We start from the raw sequence: 15,091 nt of genomic DNA, 5'->3' as shown, positions 1-15,091 counted from the left end.
TCGACATCGGTCATGCGGAGCGACGATCGGGAGGCGGTACGACCCGGTTGCTCGCGGTGTCGTACGCCGCGGGGCCGATCCTCAGAAAGGTCGAGAAGCAGGCCGCGTCCCCGGCCACGAGGCGGTTCCAGCGTGCCACATTCGCGCGCGAGGCCGTCGGCACGGTCGCGAAGGTCGGACTTGCGACCCAATCGAGGATCGCGTGCGCGGATTCTTCCGGCGCGGAGGGCGCGATGTGCAGCCCTGAGCCGGCCAGCACCTCGGAGAAGACGGGGCCGTGCGGGGCGACGACGGGGAGGCCGCCATGCTGGGCTTCGAGCAGAGGCAGCCCAAGGCCCTCCGCCTTGGAGGTCGAGAGCAGCAGGTGGCATCGGCCCGCCAGTCGGCGCAGAGCCGCGTCGTCGAGGTAGCCGTGGAGCGTCAGGAAGGGCGGCGGCGCGGCGAGAAAGGCGTGCCGGCCCCAGCCGACCCGACCGACGATATGGAGTTCCGCCGCGATCCCCATCGCGTTCAACGCCGCGGTGATGGCGATCGCCGCCGGATAGTCCTTCCGCGGCTCGATCGTCCCGATGCAGAGGAGGCGGAGTGGATCTCCGGGGCGATAGGCCGGAGGCGCCGGCAGGTCGGCCAGTCCGAACACGTCGCGGATGGCCGGCCGCAACAGGGCGACCAGCGCCTCGCGGGCGCAGAGGGCACGAACCGCGTTTCCGGTGGTGGCGGAGTTGACGAGGAAGAAGCGGCCGTGGCGCAGCGCGAAGGCGAAGCTCGGCGCCATGTAGAGCCGGCTCTTCCAGCTCAGGTCCTGCGGCCGGGTCAGCAGGAAGGTGTCGTGGACATAGGTGACGCAGTGCCGCCGCCGCAGGGCCGCGAGCGGGCTCGGCGGAAACCCGGGAAAGACGAACAGGGCGGAGCGGTCGCGCAGGGCCCGCAGCGGTAGGCCGATCTGCTGAGCCGCGATCATGCCAGCGATGCCCGTCGCACGGATCGCGGTAACGGGGTGCGGATGCAGCACCTCCGGCGTGAACAGATCGATGGCGACGCGCTCGATGCCGGTCACGTGCCCGCGCAGGTGCGTCAGGTCGAGATAGATGCGACGCGCCGGCCTCTCGGGGCGATCGGTCATCGGGCGCTCCCTCCTTACGCGCATGCGGAGCGTGGCGGCCGCGTAGAGGAGGCGGCGCAGCCGTGGCGGCATGTCCCGACCGATGAGCCTGTGCTTGGCCCGGCGGGCGAGGCGCAGGAGTGGCGATGCGTCCTTGGGGACCAGTCCGGTCCGTCCGGGCGCAGGGTCCTGTGCCATGGCGAAGGCGGACAGCATCGCCGGCGTGAAGCGGATGCGTCCGGTCGCGGCTGCGGGCGGCAGCAGGCCTCGCGCGACGAGCACGTCGTTCAGGCGCCATGCGGCGGCGGCTGGGCTGTTGCGGCTCTCCAGGGCGATGCGCCCGAGAAATCCCAGCCGTCGCCGCTCGGGCGTGTCCGCGATCAGGTCCAGCAGCGCCGCTTCGAGGGCACCGGGCTCCAGCGGCACGAGGCGTCCGGAGATCCCGTCGATCACCGCCGTGGCCAGGCCGGTGGCCCGGTAGGCGATCGTCGGTGTTCCGCACAGGCCGGCTTCCACCGGCGTCTGTCCGAACGTCTCCAGGCGGCTCGCCGTGACGGCGATGTCGCAGGCGCCGTACCAAGCCGCCAGCGTCGCCTCGTCGGCGATGGCTCCGGTGGCGATCAGGTTCGGAATCCCGAGGGAGGCCGGGTCGTCCAGGCGACCGACCGCGACGAAGCGAAGCCCCGGCCGCGCGATCCGGCGCAGGATACCGGCGAGCTCGGCCGTGCCCTTGCTCGGCGCGTCCGCGATGACGGCGGCGAACAGGACGAGGGTCTCGTCGACGGGTAGGCCGAGCCGGCGGCGCAGGTCCTCGCGCCGTTGAGGTCGAAAGACCCCTGTGGGAAAGGCAAGATCGATCCGGGCGATCGAGGTCCCGGCCGGAGCGAGCGCGCGCGCCGCGGTTTCGGTCCAATCGGACGCCGCGAGCAGGAGGGGGCCCCCGGCCGCTGCGAGGACGGCCTGCTTCTCGGCATATACGCCAGCGATCCGGTCCGACCCCAGCTGTGGATAGGCATCCGGCGAGGGACAGCGGGCGTCGCATCCCCCGGCGATGACCGGACACCCGTCGGGCGAGGCGCAGCGCCCGGTGACGGGGAACAGGTCGTGCAGCACAACCGCGACGGGAACGGTCCGTCCGAGGCGGTTCAGGATCGTGGTGCGGCGGGTCGCCCCGTGAAGATTTCCGGCCAGAACGAGATCGTAGCCTCCCTGCACCAGGGCCTGTTCGGTCCGCGGAAACGCGTCGACCCATTCCGCCGCGGCCGGCGGCGATTCCGACGAGAGGCGATGCTCGCTGACGCGGTGGCCCGCCAGGACCAGGGCATCGGCGAGGCGCCGATGGGCGATCCCGGCTCCGCCGACAGGGCCCTGATCGGTCAGGCTGGCCACCGAGAGGCCGGGCACCATAGGGGGCGCCGAACGGCCCGGTTCGTATTGCAGGAGGACCGGCCTCCCGACGCGGGCCAGTTGCGCACCCTGGCACGCGAGGCGAGGCCAGAGCGCGGCGACCGGATGGTCCGCCTCGGGATCGAGACCTCCGGCGCGTTGCATCACGGCCCGAGAAAGCAGGACCTCGCCGCCGGTGAAGGGAGCGAGCGGCCCGTCCGGTGGAACGGGATCGATCGGCCTTCCCGGTGGGGTCGCGGGGGCATCGAGGCCGAGCGGCGCGGTGTCGAAGACGACGCGCAGGCCGACGATCAGATCGGCACCGCTGAGAACGCGCTGGAGGCTTAGGGCCGAGAGGGCGTCGGGCGCCAGGAGATCGCCCGGCCGCAGCACCAGGAGACAGTCCCAGGCCTCGTCCGAGAGGATGGAGCGAAACTGCGTCGCGGCGTCGGCGCGCGGGATCAGAACGTGGCGAAGGTTCGGGTATCCCTGTGCCGCCACGGAGGCCCGGGTGGCGGCGAGCGCGTCGGACTCCTCATGGATCAGGGTCAGGACGCACAGATGCGGCCAGGGCTGGCCGGCACGGGGATGCGCCGGAAAAACGGGAGCCGGCACGGCCCAGGGCCACCCCGCGATTCCGTGCGCCCGCGGGCCGAAGCGGTCGGCGACCAAATCGGGAGGGGCAGTCGCGACGGATCTGTCCGGTCGTTCCGTCACGCGTCCCCGATCATCTCTCGCCTGGGCGCCACCGGAGGCACCGGAAGCGGTTCGATCCGAGGCTAGGGCGGAGAGCTGAATCTTCGGTGAGCGTGATTCCAGAGCCGATCGCCATATCGCGCGCCACGGTGGCGTTCACGATGATGGGCATCATGAGGGCGCACAGGAACGTGTCACGCCGACAGGCGAGATCGTTTTCGAAGCTTGGAATTCAGACGATCTCGGGAAAAGGCAGAGCCTTGAGAAGCTGGTCGGAGTGGCAGGATTTGAACCTGCGACCCCCACGTCCCGAACGTGGTGCGCTACCAGACTGCGCTACACTCCGACAAAGCCGGCTGTTTGGGCCGGCGAGCGGACGTATAGCGAGCCCTCTCGGATGCCGCAAGCGCTTCCGGGGCGGAAATCGTATGGCAGCTGCGCCGTCAGGCGAGATCCGGCCAGCGGTTCGGCAGACGGAAGCGGTGGCAAGCCTGACCAGGTAAGGAAATCGCGATGGCAGCTGCAGCGTCCGGCCCAACGTCGAGGTCGATCAGCGACCAACCCTGCGGTGCCGGGTCCGCGCCCGTCCAGCGGATCGCTTCGCGGGCTGGTTCGGCGACGCAGAAGCTGTCGAAGGGTAGTGCGAGGCCCATGCCCAGGGCCTTCACCACCGCCTCCTTGCGCGTCCAGCATCGGAAGAACGCCGTGATCCGCCGGTTTCCCGATGCGCGCATCAGGGCCGCGATCTCGTCAGGATGAAAATGCGCCCGGGCGATCACGAGCGGATCGCCGATTGGCCGGATCGCCTCCAAATCGACCCCAATCGGAGCCACGGTCGAGACGCCAATCAGAGCCTGGGAACCTGAGTGCGACAGGTTGAAGTGGACGTCCGCCCGCTGAGACGGTGTCAGAACCGGCTTTCCACCGGCATCCTGCTCGAAGATCAGCGCCTGGGGAGCGAGGCCGCTGGCCTTGGCCAAAATCAGCCTCAGCGCGGCATGGCTGGCGACGAAGCGCTCGCGATCCGCGACGCGGAGGAAGCGGTCGGCCCTCGCGCGTTCCTCTGGCGAGAGCCAGGCGAGAAGCCTCGCCTGATCGGCCGCGACGGTTGTCAGATCGATCAGCCAGACGGAAATCCCACGACCCGCCCCGACAAGCGACGTGTTCCACTCGGGAAACGACGGATCGGAGGGACGTGAATCGTCGGCGACAGGTCGATCAGTTTCGATGGCCGGCAGTCTCCGAGGCTCAGCGCGCGAAGCGAGCCTCGGGACGGTCATATCAAGCGGTAGCACACGCTGAAAGGTGCGAACTGCCCGCCATCCGCTCAGGCATAGACGTTGCCACCTGTCTGCGGAAACCGCTCGGCGAGAGCGCGGCGCAGCTTCTCCAGGGCGCGGTTCTCGATCTGCCGCACGCGTTCCTTGGAAATGCCGAGCCGGTGCCCGAGGGCCTCGAGGGTTGCCTGATCTTCGGCGAGCCGGCGCTCCTTCAGAATGCGCAACTCACGCTCCGACAGGACGGTCAGCGCTTCATTTAGCCAGATCAGTCTGCGCTCGCCGTCGACCGTCGCCGAGACCGTCTCGTCGGGCAGGGCGGCACCGTCCACGAGGAAATCCATCCGCTCGGAGGAGGCTTCGCTCTCCTCGCCGACCGGGGCATTGAGCGACATGTCGGGCCCGGAGAGGCGGGCATCCATCAGCGCTACGTCCTCCCGCGACACGCCGATGGCGGTGGCGATGCGGCGATGGATCTCGTCGCCGACATGCTCTTCCGTCGACTGCATGAGCCGCGCGCGCAGGCGACGCAGGTTGAAGAACAGCGCCTTCTGCGCCGAACTCGTGCCGCCGCGGACGATGGACCAGTTCCGCAGGATGTAGTCCTGGATCGAGGCCCGGATCCACCACGTCGCATAGGTGGAGAAACGAACCTCCCGCTCCGGCTCGAAGCGGGCCGCCGCTTCCATTAGGCCGACATGGCCTTCCTGGACGAGGTCGGCCATCGGAAGTCCGTAGTGCCGGAAGCGCCCGGCAATGGCGATGACGAGGCGCATATGGGCCGAGATCAGCCCGTGAAGGGCGCGCTCGTCGCGCTCGTCCTTCCAGCGGACGGCAAGGCCGCGTTCCTCATCCCGCGCAAGGAAAGGCGCCTCCATCGCCGTGCGTATGAACTGCCGCCGTATCCCTGCGATATCCGCCATCCCCGCCTCCGCCTCGATGAAACGTGTGCTTCTGACCACGGGTCGATATCGCCGACCGAAATCGGACCGGAGACCTGTGCCTGGCAACGCGACAACCCGAGGTCCGCGGGATGGTTCCGGGTCCGGGGTGCTTCACACGGTCTCGTGAGCGAAGACCTGCGTTCATGGATCGGCAACGAAAAAGCCCGGCGCGATGCGCCGGGCTCGAAATTCGCCTGTCCGGAACTGAGCCGGGAGTACGAGAAGCTGCCGATCAGGCGGCCTCCTCCTGCAGGTCGTCGCCCTCGGCCTCGCCTTCCGCCTCGGCTTCGCCCTTGGCGCGGCGCGGGGACTTGGCCAGGCTCTGCTCGATGAGCTTGAGGGCCTCGGTCTCGGTGATGCGGTTCACCGACGAGATCTCGCGCACGACCCGGTCGAGAGCCGATTCGTAGAGCTGGCGCTCGCTGTAGGACTGCTCGGGCTGCGCCTCGGAGCGATACAGGTCGCGAACCACCTCGGTGACCGACAGGAGGTCACCCGAATTGATCTTGGCCTCGTATTCCTGGGCGCGACGCGACCACATGGTGCGCTTGATGCGGGCACGGCCGGTGAGGAGGTCCAGGGCCTTCTTCACGAGGTCCGGCTCGGCGAGCTTGCGCATGCCGACGCTGTTGGCCTTCGCGGTGGGGACGCGCAGGACCATCTTGTCCTTCTCGAAGGACACCACGAACAGCTCAAGCTTGTAGCCGGCAATCTCCTGCTCTTCGATGGCGGTGATGCGACCGACACCGTGGGCTGGGTACACGACCGCTTCGCCGGTCTTGAAGCCTTGGCGGCCTGCCGTCGTCTTCTTGGCTGTGGTCATGCGAGAAGCGCCTCCAGAACATTGCGCGGCCTTGAACGCCGCGCCGAACCCTGTAATCCGGGGTGGGTCACCCGGCTCCAGCCCCTTGTCCGAAGGATCTGCATCTGTGACGCACAACCTGCCGGTTCCCGGGCAAGCCGATGATCGCACAACGAGGGAGCGTTCGCAGAAGACAGCGAGGCCTTCAGCGATCGATCGCATGCGGCCCCGATCCACAACTGAGTGTGAGACCCATCAGGTGATGGCTGGAGGCAGCACGTCGGGCACGAACGACGGCAGATCTTTGTAATAACACAAACCGGTCGCCGAATCAAAGGATTGCCGGCCCTCGGCCGCGCCATCGGGCTTGGCCCCGCAGCTCTCCACAGCCGCTTGGCAGAGAGCCGAACCCGTCAGGGACCCGCGTTCGGACGCTGCGTCGCGGCGATCAGTCGCCGGTACCGGGCTTGGCGGAGAAATGCGCCTCGAACTTGCCGGCGACGCCGTCCCAGGACTTGGCGTCCGCGGGCGCATCCTTCTTCTGCGTGATGTTCGGCCAGGTGCGCGCGTAATCCGCGTTCACCTTCAGCCAGGTCTCGAGGCTCGGCTCGGTATCGGGCTTGATCGCCTCGGCCGGGCACTCGGGCTCGCAGACGCCGCAATCGATGCACTCGTCCGGATGGATGACGAGCATGTTCTCGCCTTCGTAGAAGCAGTCCACCGGACAGACCTCGACGCAGTCCATGTACTTGCACTTGATGCAGTTGTCGGTGACGACGTAGGTCATGGGGCCTTCAGTCCTTGATCCGGGCATCGCCGGGAGCGTCTCGATGCCTGTGCATGGTCGCTCGCGCAGATCGTTGCACGGATGAATTGATGCAGGGTGGCTTGGATGCGGAATCGCATGGGCAAGAGGGAGTCGCGCTGGCTCTAGACCCTGTCCGGGGGGCTGACAAGCACGCGGACGGGTCCCGGGCATGACCACGCCGCGGCGTGTCGCGCCGGTGACACGGCGGGCCTGCTCAGTCGGTCGCGTCGCCCACCACTTCGTAAAGGCGCTGGGCGTCCGGCGCCGGGCCGCGCCGCTCGCCGAGGTCGAGCACCCTGGCGATCACCGTGGAGTGGGCCGCCGCGACGGTCACGACATCCCCGAGGGCGACGGCGGTCGCGGAGGTTTCGACCCGCTTGCCGTTGACCCGGACATAGCCGTCGGTGACGAGCCGCGCCGCGAGCGATCGGGTCCGCGCGAAGCGCGCGAACCACAGCCATTTGTCGAGCCGTTGACGTCCCGGCTTCATCCCACCTCAGCGCTTGCGGTCATTCCCCGCCTCGAGCTGCGCCTTCAGGGCGGCGAGCTTCGCGAAGGGCGAATCCGGATCCGGAGCCCGCTCGCGGCGCTGCGGACGGGGCTCGTCGCGGGGTGCCGCCCGCGGTTCGTCCCGACGCTCGGGCCGCGTCCGGCCCGGCTCGAAGCGCTCGCGGCGCTGCGGCCGTCCGCCATCCGGCCGTCCCTCGCCGGGCCCTCCGCGGCGGCCCCCTTCGGGGCGCTCGCCCGGAGCACCGCCGCGCGGACGATCGCGGCCTTCGGCACCGGGGCCGCCCGGACGGCGATGGTCGGGCCGTGCCTCACCGGCGGCGCGAGGTGCGTTGCCATCGCGGTTCTGGCCGCGCGGACGGTTCTGGCGCGGATTGGCGTTGCGCTGGTGGCGCTGGAGCCGCCAGACCTCGACGGTCGCAACCTCCGTCGAAGCTTCGGTCGCGGCGGCCTCGCCGTCCGCCGGCACGTCCCTGGTGGCTGCCTCCGACCCAGTGGTCTCGGCTCCCTCGGCCGGATGCTCCGCGGCTTCGGCGACAGCGGCCGCATCGGCGACGGGCTGCGGAGCGGGGTCCTCGGCGGATTCGGCCGACGCAGCGGGCTCCTCGGCTGCAGGGTCCCGGGTCGAACTATCCGGGGCCAGGCTTTCCTCGGACGGATTCTCCTCGGACGCGGATTCTTGCGAGGTCGCCTCCTCGGCGGCGGTCTCCACCGGAGCCGCGACGGAGTCTTCCGTCGAGCCGGACGCGATCTCCGGCTCGACGGTCTCGGCCGTGGCCGTGCCGTCGTCCGTCGACGCCGCCTCGGTCGTGCTCTCGGGGGCCGCTTCGCCCGCGGCCTCGGCCGGGGCATTCTCGTCCGTGGCCGTCTCGCCGCCCGCCGCGGCGAGGTTCGGCACCGCCGGCTGGGTCGGCGCGGCCGGGAGCAGCGGGACGGTGATGGCCGGGCCCGGGCGGGTCTCGGGGGCATAGCCGAGCGATTTCAGGATCGAGGCGAAATCCTCGCCCGAGCAGCCGACCAGGGAGGTCATGCCCACCGTCGCCACGAAGGCGTCGCCGTCGGCTGCGCCGACCGGCGCCTCGCCCGGCGTGGTGCCGGGCCGATAGGCGATGGCCGGGCGGATCAGGTCGGCGAGGCGCTCGAGGATGTCGACGCGCACGGCGCGCTCACCGCAGACCCGGAAGCCGGCCGCCCGGTAGAGACCCTTGGCGATCTCAGGATCGACCTTGATCGAGGTCCGGCCGGAGCTGGCCAGATGGGCGATCTCGTCGAGGCCGCGCTGGTCGAGGCCGCCGTTCTTCAGGGCCCAGAGCTGAGCCGCCAGGGTCCGGGGCGCCGGTTTCAGCAGGGCCGGCAGGAAGATGTGATAGGCGCCGAAGCGGACACCGTGGCGGCGCAGCGCACCGCGGCCCTCCTGGTCGAGGGTGCGCATCTCCTGCACCACCCTGGCGCGCTCCAGCACGCCGAGGGCCTCCACCACCTGGAAGCCGATGCCCTTGGCGAGCCCCGTGAGGTCGGCCGCGGTCTCGATCTCGATCAGCGGGCCGAGGAGGCGCACCACGTAGGCCTTGAGCCAGGCGACGAGCCGGGCTTCGACCTTGTCGCGGGCCGGACCGGTCAGCTGCTCGTCGGCGAGCAGGCGGACATGCGGCTCGAACAGCTTGTCGCCGGGCGTCAGCTTGGCGACCGGGTCGCCGGTCCAGCGGATGACGCCGTCATGGCTCAGCACCAGGGAGGCATCGGCGGCCGACGAGAACCGCTCGGCGCGGGCCTCGATCTCGCCGCCGAGCGCCTTCTCGGCGGCCGAACGCAGGGTCTTGGCCTCATGCCCTTCCGCACCGGGATCCGGAACGAACTGGAAGCCATGCAGATGGCCGACATGCTGGCCCTCGACGGTGACGTCCCCGCCGGCGGTGATCTCAGCTTCCAACATCGTATTCTCTCTCAGGCGCCGCATCAGGACGCTGGTGCGCCGATCGACGAAACGGCTCGCGAGGCGTTCGTGCAGGGCGTCGGACAACCTGTCCTCTACCCGACGCGTCTCGCCCTGCCAATGCACCGGATCGACGAGCCAATCCGGACGGTTCGCCACGAAGGTCCAGGTCCGCCCCTGCGCGATGCGCTGGGAGAGCGCGTCGATGTCGCCGTCGGTGCGGTCGATCATGGCGACATGCTTGGCGAACCAGTCGTCGGGGATGCGCCCCGCCATGCCGCGCATCAGGAAGCGGTAGAGCTGGGCGACGAGGTCGGCATGGGTTTGCGGATGGACCTTGCGGTAGTCGGGCACGCCGCAGACGTCCCAAAGCCGCCGGACATGGGCGGGCCGGTTCGCGAGATCGCGGATGTCGTCCTCGCGCATCAGGATCTCGAGAGCCGACTGATCCTCGCCCATGGGGGCCCGGGTCAGGCCCTTCTCGCGCGGATGCTCGTCGAGGCTCTCCTGCAGCGCCTTCAGGGATGTGAAGTCGAGGTCGGGGTTGCGCCATTGCAGGACCCGCAGGGGCTCGAAGTCGTGGGTCTCCAGGGCCTCGATCATCTCGGGCTCGAAGGGGGCGCAGCGCCCCGTGGAGCCGAAGGTACCGTCCGAGAGGTGGCGCCCGGCGCGGCCGGCGATCTGTCCCATCTCGGGCGGGGTCAGCTTGCGGAACCGGGTACCGTCGTACTTCCAGTTCGCCGCGAAGGCGACGTGATCGACGTCGAGGTTGAGACCCATGCCCACCGCGTCGGTGGCGATGAGGTAGTCGACATCGCCGGACTGGTAGAGCTCGACCTGGGCGTTGCGGGTCCGCGGCGAGAGCGCGCCGAGCACCACCGCCGCGCCGCCGCGCTGGCGCCGGATCAGCTCGGCGATCGCGTAGACCTCCTCGGCCGAGAAGGCGACGATGGCCGAACGCCGGGGCAGGCGGCCGAGCTTCTTCTCGCCCGCGAAGGTGAGCTGCGACAGGCGCGGCCGCGTGGTCGTATGGACGCCGGGAATCAGCGACTGCACCAGCGGCAGCATGGTCGAGGAGCCGATCAGCAGGGTCTCCTCGCGTCCGCGCTGATGCAGCAGGCGGTCGGTGAAGACGTGGCCCCGGTCCATGTCGGCGGCGAGCTGGATCTCGTCGATCGCCACGAAGGCGACGTCGAGGTCGCGCGGCATCGCCTCGATGGTGGAGATCCAGTAGCGCGGCCTGTCCGGCTTGATCTTCTCCTCGCCGGTGACGAGGGCGACCTTGTCGACCCCGACCTTCGCGACGACGCGTAGGTAGACCTCCCGCGCCAGCAGCCGGAGGGGCAGCCCGATCATGCCCGTGGGATGGGCGAGCATGCGCTCGATGGCCAGATGGGTCTTGCCGGTATTGGTCGGCCCGAGCACCGCCGTGACGCCGCGTGCGCGGGCCTGCGGGGAGAGGGAAGGGCGGATCATGAGGTGGGGGCGGTCCCTTCGGCGAGGCCGGCAGGCTCAGGAACGGGGGAGACCGCCGCGGCGCCTTCAGGGGCGGCGCTGCCGTGGCGGCTGCGCCTCATATGGGTCGCCATAGCCCCGCCTGCCATCCCGTGGCGGCATGCCGGACGCGCCGAGGCTCGGGTAGATTCCGATCTCCACGGGCGGCTGCACGCCCTGTGGTGCGACATCGGCGCAGAGGGTCTCGGGGACCGCGGTGAGCGGGCCGCGCCGGGGCGGCCGGTTCTCGATGACCTGCGCCGAGGAATAGGCGTCGCCGCCGCAATCCGGTCCGGTGGACAGGCTCGACTGGGCTGGCGCCTCTCGGGCCGCCAGGACGAGCAGCGCGGCGAGCCCGCAGCGCCGGCCGATGCGCATGCCGGGCACCGCCTTCACTGCGCCAGGCTGGCCTGCGTGACGGAAGTGCCCGGGGCCGACACGGTGGTGCTGCCCTGCTGGCCGCCGGTCTGGGTCCACCGGGTCGCCTCGATGATGTTGGTGCCCACCGTGGTCCGCACCGCGATGCGCACCGGCAGCAGCACGCGGGTGCCCTCGACCGGCGCGAGCCAGACCGACATCTCGCGGTTGTCCTCCATGAACTTCACGCCGGGCCGGTCCGGGCGATGGCCGGCGATGGGCGTGTAGCGCGCGTTGCAGACGAGGACGGGGCCGTTGTAGCCGGGCTTGGCCACGCTGCGCGTCTCGCCATAGCTCAGCACGACGTCGAACCGGGTCGCGCCGTCGAAGATCGGGAGCGTGCGGTTGCAATTGGCCGGGTCCATGGGGTCGGCGCGGCCCTGCACCGGCATCATCAGGGCGCTCGCCGGATCGATGACCCCACGCTTGTTGGCGGCCGTGATCGGCACCCGGTCGCCCATGTCGACGAGGGGCGGGGTGATCTCGGCCTGGGTGACGGTGCCTCGGGCCAGGGCCATGCGCACGGCGATGCCGGAGCTGGTGGTCTTGGTGGCGATCGCGAAGGTGCTGGGTTGCGGGGCCGCCGCGATGGCGCCGCTGGCGCGGGCCGAGCCCATGCCACCGGTGACGACGCCAGCGAGGCCGGTCAGGCGGGCCGAGACGTCCATCCGGTAGCCGGAGCCCTCGAAAGCGCCGGCCACCTGGGCGTTTCCGATGGTCAGGCCCGCCAGGGCGATGTCGTAGTCCACGGTCACGGTGGCGGCCGCCTTGGCCGCCTTGGCGCGCGCCTGAGCCGCCGGAGCGCAAATCAGGGCCGCGAGCGTCAGAAGGCTGGCGCCGAATAGGGGGAGCGGGGCGGAGCGCTTGCGGGTGCCGCACATGGCTGGGGACTCGGGGTTGGCTGTCGGTCTCCGGTCGAACGGGCCGGGGACATCTCTCCCGCATCGTCCGTGCTCATGGTTAACACATCGTTGGAGGCGGTACAGTCGCGCTTGAAATCTGATGGGCCGTCACCGGCGAAACGGCGCGAAAGATCGTCCCGCACCTTGACGCCAAGGGGCACAGTCCCCTATAGGCTCGCGCCTTCAATGAGAACGCCGCTCCACCGGGCCTGGCGTGCGAGAAGCCGTTTGCCGCGACGCGGTTCTGGTTTCCCGCCAGCCTGTCGGACATGCGGAACGAGACGGGAAATAGAACAATGTCGCGCCGTTGCGAACTCACGGGCAAAGCCGTGCAGACCGGCCACCTCGTGAGCCACTCGAACCGCAAGACCAAGTGCCGGTTCCTGCCGAACCTGTGCCAGGTCACGCTGCAGTCGGACGCCCTGAAGCGTCGGGTGCGCCTGCGCGTGACGGCCCATGCCCTGCGCTCGGTCGAGCACCGCGGCGGCCTCGACGCCTTCCTGATCAAGGCGCGCGAGATCGAGCTGTCGCAGACGGCCCGTCTCCTGAAGCGCGAGTTGCACAAGAAGCTCGCCGAAGTCGAGACGCCCGCCGCCGCCTGAGGCGCAGACCGGATCGAATCGGTCCGGCCCGAACCGACCTCGGCCCGCACGTATATCCATCCTGAATCCCGAACGGCCGCCGCACGCCCAGCGCGTACGGTGGCCGTTCGCGTTGGAGTAGCGGCTCGACCCCGATGACCGTCCTGTCGCTCGTCGCCCCGATCTTCGGCCTGATCCTGGTCGGCTGGATCGCGGCCCTGGCCGGTTTCCTGTCCGACAAGGTCAGCGACGGCCTGTCGGAATACGTCTTCTCGATCGCGGTCCCGGCGCTCATCCTCGCCACGCTGACGCGGCCTGGCCTGACGGGCGAGATCACGCCGTCCTACTGGTTCAGCTATTTCGGCGGCGCCGCCCTGTCCTGGATGATCGGCTCGCTCCTCAGCCTGCGCCGCACGGGCGTGGAGCGTCGCGGCGCCATCCTGCACGGCTTCGCCGCGAGCCAGTCGAACACCGTCTTCATCGGCGTCCCGATGATTCTCCAGGCCTATGGCGAGGAGGGCGCCTTCCCGCTCTTCATGCTGCTCGCGGTACACCTGCCCCTGATGATGGGTTGCGCCACCTTCCTCATCGAGGCGGACGGGCAGGCCTCGATCCTCAGGCGCCTGCGCGGCCTCGCCCTCGTCCTGCTGCGCAACCCGATCTTTCTGGCCCTCATCGCCGGTCTCGCCATGAAGGCGCTCGGGCTCGCACCGACGGGCATGGTCAAGACCCTGGTCGATTCCCTGGCCGGCACCGCCTCGACCTGCGCGCTGATCGCCCTCGGGGCCGGTCTCGTGCGCTACCGGGTGCTGCACGACCTGCCGAGCGCCACGCTCATCACCGTGCTCAAGCTGGTGGTCCACCCCCTCGCGGTCTGGGTGCTGGCCTTCCACGTCTTCACCATGCCGCCGGCCTATGCCGGCGTGGCCACCCTGTTCGCCGCGATGCCGGTGGGAATCAATGCCTACCTCCTGGCCTCGCGCTATAAGACCGAGACCGGCGTGGTCGCCGCCGCCGTGATGCTCTCGACCCTGCTGGCGACGCTCACCACCATCGCCTGGCTCACGCTCCTGGGACACGCTTGACGGAAGATCCGGGGCTTTGTACCAACCGGTACAGACGCGGAGACGTCGTGCCGAATCGAGGAACTGCCGCCATGTCCGAATCGCGCCCGCCCCTGCCGCCCTTCACGCGTGACACCGCCATCCGGAAGGTCCGCGCCGCGGAGGACGGCTGGAACGGCTGCAACCCGGAGAAAGTCGCGCTTGCCTACACGCCGGACAGCCGCTGGCGGAACCGGGCGGAGTTCTTTTCCGGCCGGCCCGCCATCGTGGCATTCCTGCAGCGCAAGTGGGCCCGCGAGCTGGACTACCGCCTCATCAAGGAGATCTGGGCCCATAGCGACGACCGCATCGCGGTGCGGTTCGCCTACGAGTTCCGCGACGCCTCCGGGCAGTGGTTTCGCGCCTACGGCAACGAGAACTGGGCCTTCGACGCGAATGGCCTGATGCGCGAGCGCCACGCCAGCATCAACGACCTCGCCATCGCCGAATCCGAGCGCAAGTTCCACTGGGACCGGTCCGCGCCGCGGCCCGAGGATCATCCCGGCCTGACCGATCTCGGCCTGTAGGGGCGGGGCTCGCAAAGGGAAACGGCATGGGAAAGGGGGAGGGAGCCCGGGCAGCGGCGATTCCCGTCCTGGCCGAGGTCTTCCGCGAATTCGGCTACGAGGGCGCGAGCCTCGCGCTCCTCGGCGCGCGCACGGGGCTCGGCAAGGGCAGCCTCTATCATGCCTTCCCGGGGGGGAAGGCGGAGATGGCCGACGCCGTGCTCGCAGCCATCGAGGACTGGTTCGAGAGCCGGATCTACGCGCCCCTGCGCGAGGACGCCGATCCCCGTGCGGCGATCTCCCGAATGCTGGCCGAGACCGACAGCTATTTCCGCTCGGGCGGCCGGGCCTGCCTCGTCGGCGCCTTCGCCCTGACCGAGGGGCGGGACCGCTTCGCCGCACGCATCGCCGGATACTTCACGGCCTGGCGTGAGGCGCTTGGCCTCGCTTTGCTGCGCGTCGGGCATGGGCCGGAGGCCGCCTCCGACCTCGCCGAGGAGGCCGTGGCGGCGATCCAGGGCGGTCTGGTCCTGGCGCGTGCCCTCGACGAACCCGCAGCCTTCGGGCGCATGCTGGGGCGGCTTCGGCTCCGCCTGATCCCCGACCCCTGAAACCGGCAGCTCTGCGCTGCCG

13 protein-coding genes and 1 tRNA gene are annotated in these 15,091 nt (G+C 69.9%); 4 read left to right on the top strand and 10 right to left on the bottom strand.

What is annotated here, in order from left to right:
* Positions 1–10: 10 nt before the first annotated feature.
* From AC3WLN_RS07195 to AC3WLN_RS07150, 10 genes are all read right to left on the bottom strand, one after another.
* Positions 11–3,103 carry a glycosyltransferase gene (locus tag AC3WLN_RS07195; RefSeq protein WP_492480360.1) on the bottom strand — a complete coding sequence of 1,031 codons (3,093 nt, stop codon included), beginning with the start codon at positions 3,101–3,103 and terminating at the stop codon, positions 11–13.
* A gap of 350 nt (positions 3,104–3,453) precedes the next feature.
* Positions 3,454–3,530, bottom strand: a tRNA-Pro gene (locus tag AC3WLN_RS07190).
* A gap of 97 nt (positions 3,531–3,627) precedes the next feature.
* Entirely contained in the window at positions 3,628–4,464 is an 837-nt protein-coding gene (locus tag AC3WLN_RS07185; RefSeq protein ID WP_492480359.1) for a 4'-phosphopantetheinyl transferase family protein, read from the bottom strand.
* A gap of 47 nt (positions 4,465–4,511) precedes the next feature.
* The gene (locus tag AC3WLN_RS07180; RefSeq protein ID WP_055956812.1) at positions 4,512–5,384 is read right to left on the bottom strand and encodes an RNA polymerase factor sigma-32; all 873 of its coding nucleotides are present in this window, start codon (positions 5,382–5,384) and stop codon (positions 4,512–4,514) included.
* A 253-nt stretch (positions 5,385–5,637) separates the two neighbouring features.
* The gene (locus tag AC3WLN_RS07175) at positions 5,638–6,228 is read right to left on the bottom strand and encodes a CarD family transcriptional regulator (protein ID WP_103710281.1); all 591 of its coding nucleotides are present in this window, start codon (positions 6,226–6,228) and stop codon (positions 5,638–5,640) included.
* A gap of 427 nt (positions 6,229–6,655) precedes the next feature.
* On the bottom strand, positions 6,656–6,994 hold the full coding sequence (gene fdxA / locus AC3WLN_RS07170; protein WP_463774544.1) for a ferredoxin FdxA: 339 nt from the start codon (positions 6,992–6,994) through the stop codon (positions 6,656–6,658).
* 235 nt (positions 6,995–7,229) lie between these two features.
* Entirely contained in the window at positions 7,230–7,505 is a 276-nt protein-coding gene (locus tag AC3WLN_RS07165; protein WP_492480358.1) for an RNA-binding S4 domain-containing protein, read from the bottom strand.
* Positions 7,506–7,511: 6 nt separating this feature from the next.
* Positions 7,512–10,931: a helicase-related protein gene (locus tag AC3WLN_RS07160; RefSeq protein WP_492480357.1), complete on the bottom strand. Its 3,420-nt coding sequence runs from the start codon at positions 10,929–10,931 to the stop codon at positions 7,512–7,514.
* A gap of 66 nt (positions 10,932–10,997) precedes the next feature.
* Entirely contained in the window at positions 10,998–11,327 is a 330-nt protein-coding gene (locus AC3WLN_RS07155; RefSeq protein ID WP_492480356.1) for a hypothetical protein, read from the bottom strand.
* 14 nt (positions 11,328–11,341) lie between these two features.
* Positions 11,342–12,247, bottom strand: coding sequence for a DUF3108 domain-containing protein (locus AC3WLN_RS07150; RefSeq protein ID WP_492480355.1), 906 nt, complete (start codon positions 12,245–12,247; stop codon positions 11,342–11,344).
* A gap of 317 nt (positions 12,248–12,564) precedes the next feature.
* On the opposite strand from AC3WLN_RS07150, the gene rpmB reads away from it, so the two are divergent.
* From rpmB to AC3WLN_RS07130, 4 genes are all read left to right on the top strand, one after another.
* Positions 12,565–12,870, top strand: a complete 306-nt coding sequence (gene rpmB / locus AC3WLN_RS07145) for a 50S ribosomal protein L28 (RefSeq protein ID WP_055956796.1) — start codon at positions 12,565–12,567, stop codon at positions 12,868–12,870.
* Between the two features lie 134 nt (positions 12,871–13,004).
* Positions 13,005–13,934 carry an AEC family transporter gene (locus AC3WLN_RS07140; RefSeq protein ID WP_492480354.1) on the top strand — a complete coding sequence of 310 codons (930 nt, stop codon included), beginning with the start codon at positions 13,005–13,007 and terminating at the stop codon, positions 13,932–13,934.
* A 71-nt stretch (positions 13,935–14,005) separates the two neighbouring features.
* Positions 14,006–14,479 (top strand): nuclear transport factor 2 family protein, encoded by a 474-nt coding sequence (locus tag AC3WLN_RS07135; RefSeq protein ID WP_492480353.1) that lies wholly within the window; start codon positions 14,006–14,008, stop codon positions 14,477–14,479.
* A gap of 26 nt (positions 14,480–14,505) precedes the next feature.
* Positions 14,506–15,069, top strand: coding sequence for a TetR/AcrR family transcriptional regulator (locus AC3WLN_RS07130; RefSeq protein ID WP_492480352.1), 564 nt, complete (start codon positions 14,506–14,508; stop codon positions 15,067–15,069).
* The last annotated feature ends 22 nt before the right edge of the window (positions 15,070–15,091 follow it).

Source organism: Methylobacterium sp. FW306-05-D (genome assembly GCF_058782155.1).
The sequence above is the reverse complement of the archived record's forward strand: the minus strand, read 5'-3'. Positions and strand labels throughout refer to the sequence as shown.